Here is a 16,484-nt window from a genome sequence, read left to right on the forward strand (position 1 = left end):
GTGGCGTTCGCCGGTCTGGGATGCCTGGTTGCGTAGGGTGACCGCAGCGCCGGGCAGGCAAGTGAGCCAGACCCTGGCCCCGGACGTGGGAAGGGTCGTGTGGTGGGCGAGGCTGAGCACGGGGACGTACCGAACGGCCGGAAGCCGGACGCGGCAGCGGCTCCCGCCAAGCAGTCGGGCGCCCATCGGTGGCTGCACATTCTCGGCGCTGTCGTAGTGGGGATCGTGCTGCCGGTCGCGGTGGCCGGGATCGTCGCCGGGCAGCTGGGTGCCCGGGCCGTGTTCCTCGGCCTGCTCCTCGGCGTCGTCGGGGCGAAGCTCGGCGGAACCCGCCGCATGCTGTACCTCGCCCCCGCGGCGGGGGTTGCGGTCGGCCTGGGCGCCCTCACCGCCTACGACTGGTGGTGGGTGGCGCTCCTCGCGGTGACCGGCGCCGTGGTGGGGGCCGGGATCGGCTTCGGCTGGCTCCCGCCGCTGCTGACGCTCGCCTTCGCCGCCACGTTCGCGGCACCGACACCGTCCGGCACCGACGCGCTGATCTCCGGGATCATGGCGGCCCTCGGTGTGGGCTACGGCATCGTGATCGCCCACCGCTTCGGCACCGCCCCTGTCATCGAAGGCGACCGCCTGCCCGTCAAGGTGGCCGCCGTGGTGGCGCTCGTGTTCGGCGCCGCCCTCGGTGCCGCGGCCGCACTCGGGGTGGCGCTCGGGTGGACCGAGCCCTACTGGGTGCCGGAGCCGATCATCATCCTCGCGCTGTACATCGTCACAGGAAAACGCGAGCGGATCCGGGGCAAGGCCATCGGCACCGCCGCCGGCGCCGCTGCCGCCCTGCCCGTGGCGATCCTCGCCCCGTCCGTCTGGGTCACCTCGGCCATCGCCACCGTCGCGTTCATCGCCGCTCTCACCCAGGCCAACAGGTACTGGCTCATGTACGGCCTCTACACCTTCGCCGTCGTCCTCGCCCTCACCTCCCCCGGCCAGGTCGCCGTCGAAGCCGAACACCGCGGCTTCGAAATCCTCGCAGGCATCGCCATCCTCGTCATCGGCCTCGCCGTCGTCCACGCCATCGGCGACCGCCTCCTGCGGCACAGCCCACAACCCGAACTCGCCACCAGCAATCAGAGCAGCTAACGGCTGCCCACACCTCGCTCGCCCCTCCTGGGCAGCAGTCACCCTCGCAGTCGGCACCATCTGGAGCAGCTCATGATCGGGGAGACACGGCCTAGATCCTTCTGCCCGTCGAGCGCTAGGGCCTGTCGGTCCACGTCCCAGATCCGGCCTTCGACCCGCAGCGGGCCGTCGGGTTCCAGCCTGGGCAACGGACCGCCGGCGGGCGCCGGACCGCGCCATAACGGCAGCCGCGCAGGTCGAGGGCCTCGGTGAGGTCCTCCCGTATTCGCGCGATGAGCTCGTCGGCCGAGCAGCCGCCCGACCTCTCGACATGGCGTGCAGCCGCTCCAGATCCTGCGCGTCCGAGACCGCGGCCGTCATGGCGACCGCGTCCCGGAGTGACGTCCGCGTCTACGGCCTCCTCCGTGTACGGCTCAAGGCTGCCCCGCGAGCGAGACATCCGACGCCCGACCGGGCCATCTTGATGCCTTCCTGAAGCGCGGCCGGGGGTCTGCGACGGGTGTCCTGCTTAGGCTTGCCCGGCCGTCCGCACGACGGTCGAAAACGATCGCCTACGAACACACGGGGACAACCGATGGCCACCACGAACGATGCTCGCACCGCCCGATTGCGAGCGTGGATGCTGGAAGGGCTGTCCGACATGGGCAAGGGCAAACCCTCCCGCCCCAAGGAACCGGCCCCGGACGCCGGGCACAAGGGTCAGCGCTGGTGGCGGGTGATGTGTCTGACGGGTGTCGACTACTTCTCGACCCTCGGCTACCAGCCGGGCATCGCCGCCCTGGCCGCCGGCCTCCTCTCCCCCGTGGCCACGATCGTGCTGGTGATCGTCACCCTGGCCGGCGCCCTGCCGGTCTACCGTCGGGTGGCTGAGGAGAGCCCCCATGGCGAGGGCTCGATCGCGATGCTGGCGCGCCTGCTGTCGTTCTGGAAGGGCAAGCTCTTCGTCCTCACCCTGCTGGGCTTCGCGGCGACCGACTTCCTCATCACCATCACCCTGTCGGCCGCCGACGCCTCCACCCACCTGGTGGAGAACCCGCACCTGGAATCGGCGCTGCACGACAAGCAGGTGCTGATCACGATGATCCTCGTCGCGCTGCTCGGCGCGGTGTTCCTCAAGGGCTTCCTGGAGGCGATCGGAGTCGCCGTCGCCCTCGTCGGTATCTACCTCGCGCTGAACGTGGTCGTCGTGATCACCGGCCTCTGGCACGTCCTCACCGAGGGCCATGTCGTCACCGACTGGACCACCGCCCTGACCGCCGAGCACGGCAACGTCTTCGCGATGGTCGGCGTCGCCCTGCTCGTCTTCCCCAAGCTGGCCCTCGGTCTGTCCGGCTTCGAGACCGGCGTCGCCGTCATGCCGCACGTCCAGGGCGACCCGAGCGACACCGAGGAGAAGCCCGTAGGCCGCATCCGCGGCGCCAAGAAGCTCCTGACGACCGCCGCGCTCATCATGAGCGTCTTCCTGATCTGCACCAGCTTCATCACCACCGTCCTCATCCCGCAGAAGGAGTTCGAGTCCGGCGGCAAGGCCAACGGCCGCGCGCTCGCCTACCTGGCCCACGAGTACCTGGGCAACACCTTCGGCACCATCTACGACATCTCGACCATCCTCATCCTGTGGTTCGCCGGCGCCTCGGCCATGGCCGGCCTGCTCAACCTGATGCCGCGCTACCTGCCCAAGTACGGCATGGCCCCGCACTGGGCGCGCGCCGTGCGCCCCATGGTCATCGTCTTCACCCTCGTCGCGTTCCTCGTGACGTGGATCTTCGACGCCGACGTCGACGCCCAGGGCGGCGCGTACGCCACCGGTGTCCTCGTCCTGATCTCCTCGGCGGCCATCGCGGTGACGATCGCGGCGCGCAAGGCCGGCCAGCGCGGCTGGACCATCGGCTTCGGCATCATCTCCGCCGTCTTCCTCTACACCACCGTCGTCAACGTCATCGAGCGTCCCGACGGCGTGAAGATCGGCGCCTGCTTCATCGCCGGCATCATCCTCATCTCCCTCCTCTCGCGCCTCGGCCGCGCCTTCGAACTACGCGTCACCCACATCGCGCTCGACGACATGGCCGAACGCTTCATCCAGGACGTCTCCCGCCGCACCCCGCGCTTCATCGCCAACGAACCGGGCGACCGCGGCGCCGACGAGTACCGGGCGAAGAAGGACCAGATCCGCTCCGACAACGACATCCCCGGCACCGAGGACTTCGTCTTCGTCGAGGTGACGATCACCGACCCCTCCGAGTTCGAAGCCGGACTCACGGTGAAGGGCGAGGTCCTCCACGACCGCTTCCGGGTCCTGACCGTGGAGAGCTCCTCCGTCCCCAACGCCCTCGCTGCCCTGCTCCTCCACGCCCGCGACCTGACCGGCACCCGCCCGCACATCTACTTCGAGTGGACCGAGGGCAACCCCTTCGCCAACTTCCTCCGCTTCTTCCTCTTCGGTCAGGGCGAGATCGCCCCGGTCACCCGCGAGATCCTGCGCGAGGCCGAGTCCGACCGGGACCGGCGCCCCCGCGTCCACGTCGGCTGACGCCGTACCCTTCGCAAGGATTCAACCGGGGCCGGCAGATCGCCGCGTCGGTGTCCCGGCGGACCGCCTGGGCGACGACCGCGCCCCGCTGGTTCTGCGGCAGCCGCTGCCACAACCGCTCCGGCTCCGCTTCCGGTATGGGCACCGTGCCCCGGGTGTCGGGGCGGGCCGCGGCGAGTTCCCGTACGTACGCCGTGATCGCGGGCACTCTGACGTCGGCGGGGATCACAGTGCGGTCATTCGAGTGGCTGCGGGACAGCGGGAAGGCGGGCATGTGCGGATCTGGCTCGACAGCCAAGGGCGCGTCACGCCGCCTCCCTTCCGCCCGGAGGTTGCCATGTCCGCCCGCCTGACCACTGGCATTGCTGCTGCGGGCGCCACGGCCCTGGCTGGGGCACCCTCCTCGCTACGGCCGTGACCGGGGCTACGGCGGCCTCGTCGTGGCCGCCGCCCGTTCGTCTCGGCCCTCCCTTCGGTTCTGGCCTCGGCGGCGCATCGGGTACCGGGCGCAATTCGCGGTGGCGGGGAGAGGCGCGCACGCTGGAGGTGGGTGATCGAAGAGGACTCGGGAGGTGGCGCGGCGATGCGGTGCGAGACGTCGGTCCGCCGGGCCGGTCGCATGCGACGCGCCCTCGCTTCGGAGTGAGGCGCGGTGTCCGCCGAGTTCGGGGAGCCGGAGCCGGCCCTGGGGCGGCTGGACCCGGAGGAGCGGGCGGAGCTGCTGCTGCGGGACCTGCGCAGTTCGCGGGACGGGCTCACGTCGCGGGAGGCCGCCCGGCGACTGGTGCATTACGGGCCCAACATGCTGCGCCGCCGTGGTGGGCGGCGCTGGCCCCGGGAGCTGGCCCGACAGCTCACCCATCCGCTCGCCCTGCTGCTGTGGGCGGCGGCGCTGCTGGCGTGGTGGGCGGGGATCGTCGCGGTGGCGCTGGCCGTCGTGGTGGTGATCGTGGTCAACGCCGCGTTCGCGTTCGTGCAGGAGATGCAGGCCGAGCGGGCGGTGGAAGCGCTGGCGGCGTACCTTCCGGAGCGGGCGAAGGTCCTGCGGGACGGGCAGGAGCAGGTGATCGAGGCGGACCATCTGGTTCCCGGGGACGTCCTGGTGGTGGAGGAAGGAGACCGGATCTCGGCCGACGCCCGGCTGATCGCGGGCGGGGTCGAGGTCGACCTGTCCGCACTCACCGGCGAGTCGATGCCCGCCTACCGGTCCGCGGATCTGACCGATGTGCGGGTGCCCTTGCTGCAGGCCCGGGATCTGGTGTTCAGCGGAACCGCGTGCACGGAGGGCGACGGACGGGCACTGGTCTTCGCCACCGGCATGCACACCGAGCTGGGCCGGATCGCCGCGCTGTCCGAGCGGGTGGAACGCGAGATCAGCCCGCTGGAGAGCCAGGTCAGACGAGTGGCCTGGCTGATCGCTCTGATCGCGGTGGTCACCGGCCTGGCGTTCGTGCCGGTGGCGGTGTTCGGGGCGAAGCTGCCGCTCCACGACGCGGTCGTGTTCGCGGTCGGCCTGCTGGTGGGCAACGTCCCCGAGGGACTGCTGCCGGTGATCACCCTGGCGCTGGCCCTGGGCGGGCGCGAGCTGGTGCGGCGCGGGGCCGTGGTCAAGCGGCTCAGCGCGGTCGAGACACTGGGCTCGGCCGACGTGATCTGCACCGACAAGACCGGCACCCTGACGGAGAACCGCATGCACGTCGCCAGGGTGTGGACCGCCGCCGGGGACCAGCGGCTCCCCGACAGCGACAGCGACACCGGCACCGCGCAGGGCGGGGGCGGGGGCGGCGACGTGGTCCTGGCCGCCCTGGCGGCGGTCATGTCCCGCTGCAACAACGCCCAGCCCGCCGCCCCCGGCAGCGCGAACGGCCCGATCGGTGACCCCACCGAGCTCGCCCTGCTGGAGGCCGCAGCCCGTCTGGGCCACGACATCAGCCCTTCGGACCGGGAGCAGGGACGTCGCCGGCAGTTCCACTTCGATCCGGTACTCAAGCTGATGTCCACCGTGGACGAGCGTGATCACGGGATGTGGGCCGACACCAAGGGCGCGCCTGAGGCCGTGGTGCAACGGTGCGACCGCGTCCTGCAGACGGACGGGAGCACGCACCCGCTCACCGATCACCTGCGCCGTCAGGTGGAAGAGCAGGTGGATTCCCTGGCCCGGCGGGGTCTGAGAGTCCTGGCCCTGGCCGAGCGCCGCCTGGATCCCTCCGCACTGCCCGAAACCCGCGCCGAAACCGAACAGGACCTGACGCTGATCGGCCTGACGGCCATGGCCGACCCCCCGCGCCCCGAGGTGGCCGAGGCCGTCACGCACTGCCACAACGCCGGCCTTCGCGTCATCATCGTGACCGGCGACCACTCCCTGACCGCCACGGCGATCGCCCGACAGGTCGGCATCGGCGGCGAACACCCCACGGTGGTCACCGGCGAGGAACTCGACCGGATGAGTGAGGACGACCTCGACCGGCTGCTGCGACACGGCGGCGAGCTGATCTTCGCCCGTAGCTCGCCCGAGGCCAAGCTACGGATCGCCGACGCGCTGCGCGCCGAGGGCCACACGGTCGCCATGACCGGCGACGGGGTCAACGACGCGCCCGCCCTGCGCCGCGCCGACATCGGCGTGGCCATGGGCCGATCGGGCACCGATGTCGCCCGCGAAGCGGCCACCATGGTGCTCACCGACGACAACTTCGCCACCATCGTCGCGGCCGTACGAGCCGGGCGACAGATCTACGACAACATCCGCAAGTTCATCTGCTACATCTTCGCCCACACCACCCCCGAGGTCACACCGTTCCTGGTGTTCGCCCTGGGCGGCGGCGCGATCCCGCTCCCCCTGACCGTGATGCAGCTGCTGGCCTTCGACGTCGGCACCGAAACCCTGCCCGCCCTCGCCCTGGGCCGGGAACGGGCCGAGCCCGGCCTGATGGACCGCCCGCCGCGCCCGCGCTCCGAAGGCGTCATCCGCGGCCCGATGCTGCTGCGCGCCTGGCTCTTCCTCGGCGTCATCTGTGCCGTGCTGCAGATGACGGGGTTCTTCGCCGTCCTGATCCACGCCGGCTGGCACCTCGGCGACCCCACCGGCCCCGGCACGCCCCTTCACCACGCCTACCGCCAGGCGACCACCATGACGTTCCTGGGCATGGTGGCCGGACAGATCGGCACCGCCTTCGCCGCCCGCACCGACCACGCCTCCCTGCGCTCCATCGGCGTGTTCACCAACCCCCTGCTGCTCTGGGGCATCGCCTTCGAACTCACCCTGGCCGCCGTGTTCATCTACGCCCCGCCCTTCCAGGACCTGCTGGGCACCGCCGCACTCACCCCCGCCATGCTCGCGTTCGTCATCCCGTTCCCCTTCCTGGTCTGGGGCGCCGACGAACTGCGACGCTGGCTGCTCCGCCGGCGCACGCCGGTCCCGGCCGCCGAGCACCCAGCCCGGTAGCGGGCCGACCGCCCGCAGGCCCGCACCACGGGCGGCGACTCGGACCCGACGAGTTCGCCGGTCGGGCAGAAGCCGCTCACGGCTCCCGCGGTTTCCGTATTCATCGGTGCGGCGACGGCATCGCCTCGCGCGGGGCCGGAACTCCGGTGAACGCCTCGAAGACCTTGCCAGGGGTGTCCACGTCCTGCGTAACCACCGGCCGCCCCAGAAGTGGTGGCCTTCAGCCGGGTGTCCGGTGTCTGGGGTCTGGGGTCCGGTGTCTGGGGTCTCCCCAGGCCCGCCAGGGCCGAGGGGACGCATCGCAAGGCGCCGGCCGTGGATAGGCGCGTCAGAGATCCGTCAGTGGCGTATGGAGTACGTCAGCGCCGCTTCTCCTCCGTACGCGGGCCGATGCAAGATCATTCTCGGCCTCGGAACCGGGGCCGAGTGAACACCCGTGCGCGGTGGAAACCGCTGCCGGGGAAGAGGAGTGGTCATGTCGAATTCCCAGGCCGTAGAGCCGTCGAAGCGCGCGGAGATCTCCAAGCGTGCCGCGCTGAGTGTGGCGGCGCTCGCCGTCGCCGGAGGGGCGTTCTTCGTGCCGTCGGTCGGAGATGCAGCCGCGTCCCCGACCGACGGCACGAAGATCGAGGCCGCGTGCCCGGAGTGCTTCCCCGACGTCATGTGACCGGCTGACCAATGCGCACGCGAGTGTGCGCGAGCACGTCCGGGACCCGCCGGTGCCTACCGGCACCGGCGGGTCCCCTCAGGGAAGGGCCGAAACAATGGACTGGCTGGAGCGGTGCGTACCGGATGCGGAGCAGCTCCTGGGTACGTACTGGCGGAAGGAACCGGTGCTTCTGCGGCCGCGGAACCCGCCGTTGGAGGTGCTGACACTCGCGGACGTGGACTCGCTCCTGGACGCGGGGCTGCTGCGCGTTCCGTACGTCGGCCTGTACACCGCACAGGGGAAAATCGCCGACGAGCGTTTCTGTCCGACGCGCGTCGTCACCGGGAGCCCTGCCCAGGGGTACGTCGACGCGGCAGCGGTCCGGCGACTGATCGACGAGGAGCGGGCGACCCTGCAGTTCCGCTACGTCGACCAGTGGCATCCCCCGGTGCGTGAACTCACGAGGGGCGTCGCCGAGCGGCTCGGCCGACTTGTCGAGGCGTTCTTCTTCCTGAGCCGTCCCGGCCGCCGGGGTCCGGTGCACCGGGACGACGGGGACCTGCTGGCCATTCAGCTCAGCGGTGCCAAGCACTGGCAGGTGTACGCGGGTCCGGCCGACGGCGACTGGGCGCCGGTCCGCGAGGAGAATCCAGGAGCGCCACTGCTGGACACGGTCCTGGAGGCCGGTGAGGTGCTGTACGTACCGAGAGGCTTCGCGCACACGGCCACGGCCGTGGGCGACTCCTCGTCGGCTCATCTGACGGTGGTCATGAGGGAAGCCGGTGCGGAGCACCTGCGCACCGCACTGCTGACGCGGATCGTCGACGGCCTGACTCTGCCGAGCCGCCCACTGGACGATGACGCCCTGCTGCGCACCGCGGCCGACCTCCTGGACCATCTGGGCACGCGGCTCGACGCGGTCACCCCGGAGGATGTCATCGGCCAGGCACGGCCGCGTGCGTACAGCAACCGTCAGACCGTCTGATCAGGCCGACGGCATGGAGCGTGGAGAGGCAACGATGGACCCGCTTGCACGATTCGTGGACGACGAGCAGGTGTTTCACCGCACCCTGTGGCGCCGCACACCCGCCGTACTGCACCCCCGCACACCCCCGATGGAGACACTGACGGTCGCCGAGCTGGACAGGATCCTGGACGCGGGGCTCCTCACCACCCCCTACGCGACGCTTGTGCGCGAGGACGGCCCTGTACCGGAGGAGCGTTACTGCTTCCCCCGTGTCGTCCAGGGCGGGATCGACAACCGTTACGTGGATGCCGGGGCGGTGCGCCGGCTGATCGGCGAGGAAGGAGCCGTGCTCCTTCTGCGGTACGTCGACCAGTGGCACGCCGGTGTACGGGAACTGGCCGATGGGCTCGCAGAGTGCTTTCAACGCCAGGTGGAGGCGTTCTTCTTCCTCACCCCGCCGGGGACCCGGGGCCGTCCTGTGCACCGCGTCGACGCCGACGTACTGGCCGTGCAGATACACGGCTCGGAGCGGTGGCGTGTGTATCCGGGGCCGCTCGACGGGAACTGGCAGCCCGAGCGCGTGGACGGCGACCCGGGCGATCCGCTGCTGGACGTGGTTCTGCGTCAGGGCGAAGTCCTCTACGTACCGAGAGGGTTCGCGTATGCGGCCGAAGCCACCGGGGGGAGCGCCTCCGCTCACCTCTCGTTCACGGTCCACGAGGCCGGTTCCGCCCACTTGTACGCCGTTCTTGAGGCACTCTTGATGGACGGCGACGGTTTGCCCGCCCGGCCCAACGATGACGCAGCGCTGTCCGGAGCCGCGAGCGACCTCATCGCACACTGCCGCCGCACACTCGCCGGCCTCACGCCGGAAGAGCTGGTGCATCTGGCCCGGGGCGCGATGCGCCGCGAACAGCACCCCGTCGGCGGCACGTTGAGCGCACTGCTGGATGACCCGGTCGTGAGCGCGAGGTAGGCGCGGAGACGGAGGCGTTGGCCTGGTCGGGTTCGGCTTCACTGCGGGTTTGCCCTCGACCCACTCGAAGCAGGCACAAGGATCCCCCGGTCCCTCGGAGGGGTTCTGCGTCCACGTGGCGATGTCCGCGCGCAGCCGCTTCTGGGTCCTGGCACGGGAGATCTCGGAGAGATCGGGCAGGACATCGGGCGCCGCCCAAGCGGTTCGCCCGCTCCGGCGGCGCGGGCTGCTTCTTCCCTGACTCGGACTGGCCGGATCCGCTCCCAGTCGCGGGGACCGGAGCTCAGCCCGCTGTGTCCGGATCCCCGTGCCGGCGCGGAACGAACCCCGCGTCGGCACAGCCGGGACGCCGGTTCCCGGCCTGCCTGATCAGGGCGTCGCCGGGGGCCGTCACAGCCTGCGGGCCCGCGGCTTCGCCCGGCCCTGAGCCGCCCGGTTCGCTCCTGCCCACGCGGCCCGTGCCTCGGGCCGACCGGATGAGCGAGCCGAGCCGCGTCCGCGACCGCACCCCAGCTTGCGGTACTCCCGTGTCAGCACGCCCTCGACGGTCTTGGCGCTCGGGAACATCCGCGCCGCCACCTCGCGGTTGGTAGCCCCATCGCCGACGAACACCGCGATCCGTTCCTCTGCCGATGTCAGTGCCGAGAACAGGCGTCGGCCGCACACCGCACCGGCTGCGGCGCTGCGAGGGGCGGCGAAGCCGTCCCTCGCGGCGCCGGACGGAACGTCGGAGACATCGCCGGGCGAACCTCCTTCAGACACCAGCCACGAGGAGGAAATCCCAGGTCAGCGCACTCGCCCCCGCGCCTTCAGCTGGGTCGGCGGGACCTCCGGGGCGTCCAGCCGCTCGCCCTCGTAGCCCTTCACCTCGCCGAAGCGGGCCCCCCGCATCCACTCCTCCCTCGCTTCGCGGATCTCCTCGTCCGTGCGGCCCACGAAGTTCCACCACCACTTTATCCGTCAGCGTTTCCGCAGGTCAGAGGCGTCCTAGTCCATCAAAGTCAGCAAAAGTCAGCATTGGAGTGCCAGGACGTCCGGGGGCGGCGCGACGCCCAGGTGAGAGCCGAAGGACTCGCCCGACAACTCGAGCGGGGGGGCGAGGACGGCCGCCTCCAGGAGCGACTTGGCCATGTGGTGGCCCGTCGTCCTGGTTGCGGACGGCACGTACGGCGTCGGCGGGCAGGTCGAAGGTATACGGCCCTTCGGGCAGGGTCAGGCCCCAGGCGGTCAGGACGCGGTCGGACTCGTCGCCGCCGTTCCACCACGTTCAGGCCAAGATGTCCGCCGTGCGTTTTCGGACGGCCGCGCTTGCGCAGCCTTCAGCGCAGCACCAGTGAGTAGTCAATCGCTGTACCCAGGGGGATGTCACCGTGCCGACTGAGCCGACCGAAACAGCGTGGAAGATCCAGTCCGCCGTCGCGGATGCGACGGCCAAGGCGGACTCGAAAGCCGCGCTCGCCTTGACCCTGCAGTCCACCACGCTGGCCGTACTGAGTCTGCTGGCGAGTTCCCGGCGGGCAGCGGGCGGGTTCGAGTCCGCTGCGTCGCAGACGCTTTTGTGGCTCGGTGTCGTACTCATCATGGCGGGTGTCTGTTGTGCCGCGTCGGCTGTTTCTCCCCGGCTCGGCAAAGAGCGGCGAGGGCCAGAACCGGATGGCGACTTCCTGTACTTCGGACACCTGCGGCTCATGGAACCCGCCGCATTGGAAGGCGTGCTGCGCAACACAGACCCACTGCCCTCGCTTACCCGACAGGTGGTGGTGATGAGCGAGATCGCCTGGGCCAAACACCGCCGGGTGCAGTGCTCTCTCGTCCTGTCAGTCGCGGGCTGCGGCTGCTTCGCCGTGGCCACCGCCTTCGCGTGAGGGCGAGGAGGTGTCACGGTGAACTTCCTTTCCCTCGTGTCTCCTGAGGTATGGCGCGACTTGCTCGAACGCGGGCATCGGCGCACCTACCGGAGCCAGGCGGTGCTCCTTTCACAGGGCGAGTCGCCCGACGGTGTGATCGCGCTGGTCGACGGTCTCGTCAAGGTAGTGCAGGGCAATGAGGCTGGGGACAGTTTGACATTGATGCTCCGCGGCCCCGGCGAGGTCCTCGGTGAGATGGGTGTGCTGCTCGACCGGCCGCGTTCGGCGACCGTGACAGCGGTACGCCCCTGCACGGGTGTCGTCATGGCTGCGCACGCCTTCCGCGGATATGTGGCCCGGCATCGCCTGGAGCCTGTCGTGTACCGGCTCAGCGTGGACCGACTGAACACTCAGGAGCGTCTGCGCGCCGACCTTGTTCACCTGCCGCCGCCGGCCCGCCTGGCACGGGTGGTCGTTCATCTCGCGGACGAGGTGGGGCACCGTGATGGGACTGGCGGTGTCGTCGTCGAACTCGGCATACCCAGGGAGGATTTGGCCACGATGGCGGGCATGAGCCGGTCATCGGCATTTGCCGCCCTCGCGCGTCTCCAGTCCGACGGCATTGTCACGCTCGGCCGTCGGCGGCTCGTTGTCAGAGATCCTGCCCTGCTGAGGGCCGCAGCCCAGGACGATGGGGTGGGTGACGGCGACCGACCGCCGCGCGGAGCTCCTGTGATGTGACGTGCGGCACGCCCGTACCGTCCAGCGCTGGACGGTCGGCTCCCCGCTCCTCGAACAGGCTGGTGCTCTCCCCGCCGCATGGGCGGGGAGAGCTACGAGAGGAGCGGCGCATGCTGCCGTCATGGGAGCCCTTGTGGCCCTACCGGGCCGTGCTGGCCGTCGACGCCAGGGACTTCGGATCACTCGACAGCAAAGGGATGCAGCGAGTCAACGCCGACATCCCACCTCTGCTGGCCCAGGCGCTGAGCGCCAGCAACGTCAGCGCGCATTGGGAACGGCGCGTGTTCGGCCAGCACACGGGCGACGGTTACGTCGCCGGCATGGACCCCGAGGTCTTGCCCGCCCTGGTGGGGCACTTCCCCGACGCACTGCGCCAGGCGCTCTCCCGTCGGCGAGCCGAGAAGCCGCACCTCAAGCCCCTGCAGCTGCGGGTCAGCATCCACGTCGGCCCGTTGCCTCAGAGTGGTCTGGGCGTGCCCATGGTGCACACCCACCGGCTCCTGGACGACAAGGCGCTGCGGGCGGTGCTCGAGCGCGGACATCCCGAGATCACCAACACCGCCGTGATCGTCTCCCAACGGGTGTACGAGGACGTCTTCGACAGCGGCTGCGTCAACGACGACGTACTGCCGGCGCACTTCCACCGGCATCTGGTGAGGGTGAAGAAGTTCGAGCAGCCGGCCTATCTGCACCTTCCCGGTTTTGACTGGGGGCTTGCGGATCCGGACATCTTCGAGCCGTCCGCTGCGGCGGCAGATGAGGAGGAGCCGGGGTCTGGGGCGCTTGTGGCGTCGGCTCCCACGGCTCCGGCAGGTCCCGGTGCGGTGAACTTCCACCAGTACGGCGAGCACGGCAAGCAGGGCTACAACTTCTACGACGAGCGGGGGCGGTAATGAGCGACCGCAGCAGCGAAGCACCCGACCCGACGTACCACGGAATCAATCCGGTGAGGCCCCAGGTGTACGAGGATCCGGCCGACGCGCCGCCATCGAACGCGTCGGAGTTCCACCAATACGGCGATCACAGCGTCCAGGCGGTCCACTACGCCGTACACCTGAACGGCGACTACGTCCAGACTCTGCCCATCGACGGCAGCGACCTCGCCTACCGTGCGAGCGAAGACGGGCGCTTCGTCGAACCGCGGGATCCGAACCGTCTGCTCGACGCGGCCAAGATCCTCGAAGCGCACGGCGTCGTGGTGCTGTGCGCGTCCGCCGGCAGCGGCCGGCGGACCGCAGCGGTGCGACTCCTGCGCCAAACGGCGGGACCGCAGGAGCCGGAGCTGTTCGACCTGGAACCGGAGTGGACCAAGCCCGGCACCCAGTGCCTGCCGGTGCGCTCGGCGACGGGCTACCTGCTCGACCTCTCCGACCTCCCGGACGAGCCGCCCGCCCGCTTCGGCCAAGACCTGGTCCATCATGGAGCCGCACTGCGCAAACAGAGGTCTTTCCTGGTCGTGCTCGCCACCCCAGACGACTGGCAGGGCGCATGGGCCGACGCCACCGGCGACATCACGGTACGGCTGGAGTCCCCCAGTGCGCGGCGCCTTGTCGAGACCGAGCTCGACGCGCACGGTCACGCAGACCGGGTGGCCTGGCTGACGGACGAAAAACTCTCCCCGATCTGGGAAGCCGACCCCTCCGCCCGTGACGCGTGCCGGCTGGCCGGACTCATCGGTGCGGTGAGCGACAGGGAGCAGCTCAAGGAAGCCGTGGACCGTTTCGGGGACTGGCACACCACGGTAGAGAAGCTGCTCAACAAGCGCGGTGCCGTGGACGGCAGCCCGTCGTTGCTGTCCACTCGGGTCACGGTGTGGGCCGGAGCGCTGCTCGACGGAGGGCGGCGCGGTTCCCTCGTCCGCGCGTCCGACGACCTGCTCGCCTCGTTGGGTCAGGCCCGAGGGCCGGCCGACGTACTCACCGACGCGACGTCGTCCCGTCGACTCCAAGCAGCCGGAATCGAGCCCGTCGGCGACCGCGCCCACCACGACCGCAGCTGTCAGGGGTTGCCCGCCGCCATCCTGCGTCACCTTTGGGAGGAGTTCCCCACCCAACACGACCTGCTGACGAGGTGGGCGGTCGGTGTCGCCGCGAATCGGTCCGTACCGGAGGACGACGCCCGACTGGCAAGCGAGGCCCTCCTGCGCCTGGCAGTGCGTCAGCACGACAGGCACGTGCTCGATGCTCTCGCAACGGGACTCACAGGCTCTCGGCGAATCTTGGCCGTCGAGGCGCTCACAAAGGCCGCGACCGACGCCGAACTCGGCCGCTACGTCCGCGACCGCCTCCTCAACTGGGCGGAGTCCAACAACGCGGAGAAGGTCGATCTGGTCGTCGACGTCTGCGGCGGCCCCTGGGGCCTGGAGCAGCCGGCGCTCGCCCTGACCCGCCTGGGCAAGGCCGCGGGCGGGAAGGATTTCGGCGCCGAGAAGCTGGTCGATGCCTTCCGGGAGCTAGTCCGGCACTCTCCTGGCCTCGTGGACAAGACGGTCGTGCAGTGGCTGAAGAAGCACGGGACCGAGGCCAGCGGAAAGGCGCACCGCCAAGCGTTGGGATCCTTCCTGGCACTCGTCTCCAGTGACACGGGCACGGACCTGGTCCTCGCCTCGGCCGGCGACCCGTCCAGCAGGGAGCACTTCGTCCATGCCTGGCAGACGCTGCTCACCACCAACGACGCCGTGGAGGCCGTGCTCAACCAGCTCACCCGCTGGCAAGAGCGGTTCGAGCACGACGCAGACCAGAGGGACGCGGTAACCGCCCTGCTGGCTGAGGTCTTCGCCCCGCCGCGGCTGCGGTTGCGGCTCGACCGGCTCTTGGTGGCAGAGGGAGCGGTGGTCCGGCCGTTCTGGCGGGACATCCTCGGCCACGCCATGCAGCACTACAGCCTCGTCCGGAAAGCGTCGGAGGCATGACCGAGCGTCCCGGTCCCTGGTGGAGACGGCGGGTCGGCCGGTTCAAGGCGTACTGGCCCACCTGCCTGCCAGGCGTCCGCTTCCTGGCGCATGGCACTCTCACCCATCTGGTCCCTCACCGGGCGACCGGGACCTACCACGCGACCACCGCACGAGCGGCGGCCCGTCTGGCCCTGGACGAACTCGGCCGCGGCATCGCCGGGAGGCATCGGCCCGAAGAACTGGAATGCGCTCAGCAGAGGCTCACCCTGGCGGTCTCGGCGTGGCACAGCCCCGACAGCCATCCCGGCCTCTGGCTCAGGGCACGACTCACCCTGCTGCTCCCCCAACAGGACGCCGAGCGAGCCCAAAGGCACCAGAATGCCCTGCGCGAGGTTGAACTCCGTCTCGCGCAGGACCGGTTGCGACGGCGAGAGCTGGCTCGGACCGTGTGCACCGACCGTGACAGCGCCCGCCTGTGGTGGCTGGAGCGACATCTGGACGACCTGTCGGCCCTCAACTGGGCATCATTCAGGGACACGATCCTGCCCTTGGTGGGGGCGTCGGTCACCGAGCACACGCAAGCCGAGCGGCTCGCCCACTCCCTCCTCTACGTCTGGGAGCGATTGGACGACGTGCCGGGACGGCAGGCGCGGTTCATGGCCACGACCCGCACGCTCTTCGAGCAGATGGGTTGGTCCGACGGATTCCCCTGGCCATCGCCGTCCGGCGACCCAGAGTCCGTGGCTCCGTCCCCAGCAACCGTCCCCTACGCAACGGAGGACGAGCAGTGAAGACCTTCCTACTGCGCTGGCTGCTCGATCCGCTCACCAGTCTGCTCGCCCTCCGCCTGTGGTACCGGGAGCGCAGCCGCAGGTCGTACGACGCGGCGTGGCGACTGGCCAGGGTCATGCGCTACCCGGACGAGCTCCTGTACCGTGTTCACGGCCACCGCCCAGACGATCCTGGAGGCCTGCTTCCCTGATCACAGGGCGGTGCTGTCCTCCATCGCTGGGACCGGCGCACCGATCCCAGCGATCGCACCTACTGCTTGTGGGGGCGCGGGACATTGATCACCATGGGCCGAATGTGAACAAGGCCTGCCTGGGAGAGGCTCATCGCTTGGTCCAGCAGATCGACCAGCAGCTTGTCAGGTTGGAGTTTCCTCGCCCGGGTCTTACGACTGTCTCCCGTGGCATTCCAGAGATCGATGGGATACCAACCGACGATGTAGATGCCTGCATCCGTCCTCGCTTCGGGTAGATACCGGCCAACCAGCTGATCCTTTTGAGCTGTTGAAACTTCGTC

At 70.0% G+C, this 16,484-nt stretch carries 14 protein-coding genes and 1 pseudogene; 12 read left to right on the forward strand and 3 right to left on the reverse strand.

What is annotated here, in order from left to right; genetic code table 11:
• Positions 1-102: 102 nt before the first annotated feature.
• Positions 103-1,134 carry an FUSC family protein gene (locus tag V4Y03_RS33715; RefSeq protein WP_332437735.1) on the forward strand — a complete coding sequence of 344 codons (1,032 nt, stop codon included), beginning with the start codon at positions 103-105 and terminating at the stop codon, positions 1,132-1,134.
• Between the two features lie 574 nt (positions 1,135-1,708).
• Positions 1,709-3,664 (forward strand): amino acid transporter, encoded by a 1,956-nt coding sequence (locus tag V4Y03_RS33720; protein WP_332437736.1) that lies wholly within the window; start codon positions 1,709-1,711, stop codon positions 3,662-3,664.
• Here the strand turns inward: V4Y03_RS33720 and V4Y03_RS33725 are convergent.
• A pseudogene (locus V4Y03_RS33725) lies at positions 3,597-3,863 on the reverse strand (amino acid permease); the annotation flags it as partial. The gene V4Y03_RS33720 and the pseudogene V4Y03_RS33725 sit on opposite strands and share 68 nt — an antisense overlap.
• Positions 3,864-4,316: 453 nt before the next feature.
• Here V4Y03_RS33725 and V4Y03_RS33730 point away from each other — a divergent pair.
• The 4 genes from V4Y03_RS33730 to V4Y03_RS33745 all read left to right on the forward strand — a co-directional run bounded on the left by V4Y03_RS33730 (position 4,317) and on the right by V4Y03_RS33745 (position 9,698).
• Positions 4,317-7,106 carry a cation-translocating P-type ATPase gene (locus tag V4Y03_RS33730; protein WP_332437737.1) on the forward strand — a complete coding sequence of 930 codons (2,790 nt, stop codon included), beginning with the start codon at positions 4,317-4,319 and terminating at the stop codon, positions 7,104-7,106.
• A gap of 475 nt (positions 7,107-7,581) precedes the next feature.
• On the forward strand, positions 7,582-7,773 hold the full coding sequence (locus V4Y03_RS33735; RefSeq protein WP_317873026.1) for a hypothetical protein: 192 nt from the start codon (positions 7,582-7,584) through the stop codon (positions 7,771-7,773).
• A 97-nt stretch (positions 7,774-7,870) separates the two neighbouring features.
• Complete coding sequence (locus V4Y03_RS33740) at positions 7,871-8,740, forward strand: JmjC domain-containing protein (RefSeq protein WP_332437738.1); 870 nt, start codon at positions 7,871-7,873, stop codon at positions 8,738-8,740.
• A 55-nt stretch (positions 8,741-8,795) separates the two neighbouring features.
• Complete coding sequence (locus tag V4Y03_RS33745) at positions 8,796-9,698, forward strand: JmjC domain-containing protein (protein ID WP_332437739.1); 903 nt, start codon at positions 8,796-8,798, stop codon at positions 9,696-9,698.
• A 786-nt stretch (positions 9,699-10,484) separates the two neighbouring features.
• On the opposite strand, the gene V4Y03_RS33750 is transcribed toward V4Y03_RS33745, so the two are convergent.
• Positions 10,485-10,634 carry a pirin gene (locus tag V4Y03_RS33750; protein WP_443079915.1) on the reverse strand — a complete coding sequence of 50 codons (150 nt, stop codon included), beginning with the start codon at positions 10,632-10,634 and terminating at the stop codon, positions 10,485-10,487.
• Positions 10,635-11,068: 434 nt separating this feature from the next.
• Between V4Y03_RS33750 and V4Y03_RS33755 the strand changes: the two genes are divergently transcribed.
• From V4Y03_RS33755 to V4Y03_RS33780, 6 genes are all read left to right on the forward strand, one after another.
• Positions 11,069-11,563 (forward strand): Pycsar system effector family protein, encoded by a 495-nt coding sequence (locus tag V4Y03_RS33755; protein WP_332437740.1) that lies wholly within the window; start codon positions 11,069-11,071, stop codon positions 11,561-11,563.
• Positions 11,564-11,581: 18 nt separating this feature from the next.
• Positions 11,582-12,286, forward strand: a complete 705-nt coding sequence (locus tag V4Y03_RS33760) for a Crp/Fnr family transcriptional regulator (protein ID WP_332437741.1) — start codon at positions 11,582-11,584, stop codon at positions 12,284-12,286.
• A gap of 110 nt (positions 12,287-12,396) precedes the next feature.
• Positions 12,397-13,179 (forward strand): hypothetical protein, encoded by a 783-nt coding sequence (locus V4Y03_RS33765; protein WP_332437742.1) that lies wholly within the window; start codon positions 12,397-12,399, stop codon positions 13,177-13,179.
• Positions 13,179-15,197, forward strand: a complete 2,019-nt coding sequence (locus V4Y03_RS33770) for a hypothetical protein (protein WP_332437743.1) — start codon at positions 13,179-13,181, stop codon at positions 15,195-15,197. The genes V4Y03_RS33765 and V4Y03_RS33770 overlap by 1 nt, the downstream gene beginning before the upstream one ends.
• Positions 15,194-15,970, forward strand: coding sequence for a hypothetical protein (locus V4Y03_RS33775; RefSeq protein WP_332437744.1), 777 nt, complete (start codon positions 15,194-15,196; stop codon positions 15,968-15,970). The genes V4Y03_RS33770 and V4Y03_RS33775 overlap by 4 nt, the downstream gene beginning before the upstream one ends.
• Positions 15,967-16,161 carry a hypothetical protein gene (locus tag V4Y03_RS33780; protein WP_332437745.1) on the forward strand — a complete coding sequence of 65 codons (195 nt, stop codon included), beginning with the start codon at positions 15,967-15,969 and terminating at the stop codon, positions 16,159-16,161. Before V4Y03_RS33775 ends, V4Y03_RS33780 begins: the two co-directional genes overlap by 4 nt.
• A 59-nt stretch (positions 16,162-16,220) precedes the next feature.
• Here V4Y03_RS33780 and V4Y03_RS33785 read toward each other — a convergent pair.
• The coding region (locus V4Y03_RS33785; RefSeq protein ID WP_332437746.1) for a hypothetical protein at positions 16,221-16,484 on the reverse strand (264 nt) is incomplete at its 5' end.

Source organism: Streptomyces sp. P9-A4 (genome assembly GCF_036634195.1).
Taxonomy (GTDB): domain Bacteria; phylum Actinomycetota; class Actinomycetes; order Streptomycetales; family Streptomycetaceae; genus Streptomyces.

Coding starts and splice junctions, on each gene's coding strand:
- V4Y03_RS33765 (WP_332437742.1), top strand. CDS start 12,397: ATGCTGCCGTCATGGGAGCCCTTGTGGCCCTACCGGGCCGTGCTGGCC.
- V4Y03_RS33740 (WP_332437738.1), top strand. CDS start 7,871: ATGGACTGGCTGGAGCGGTGCGTACCGGATGCGGAGCAGCTCCTGGGT.
- V4Y03_RS33720 (WP_332437736.1), top strand. CDS start 1,709: ATGGCCACCACGAACGATGCTCGCACCGCCCGATTGCGAGCGTGGATG.
- V4Y03_RS33735 (WP_317873026.1), top strand. CDS start 7,582: ATGTCGAATTCCCAGGCCGTAGAGCCGTCGAAGCGCGCGGAGATCTCC.
- V4Y03_RS33775 (WP_332437744.1), top strand. CDS start 15,194: ATGACCGAGCGTCCCGGTCCCTGGTGGAGACGGCGGGTCGGCCGGTTC.
- V4Y03_RS33770 (WP_332437743.1), top strand. CDS start 13,179: ATGAGCGACCGCAGCAGCGAAGCACCCGACCCGACGTACCACGGAATC.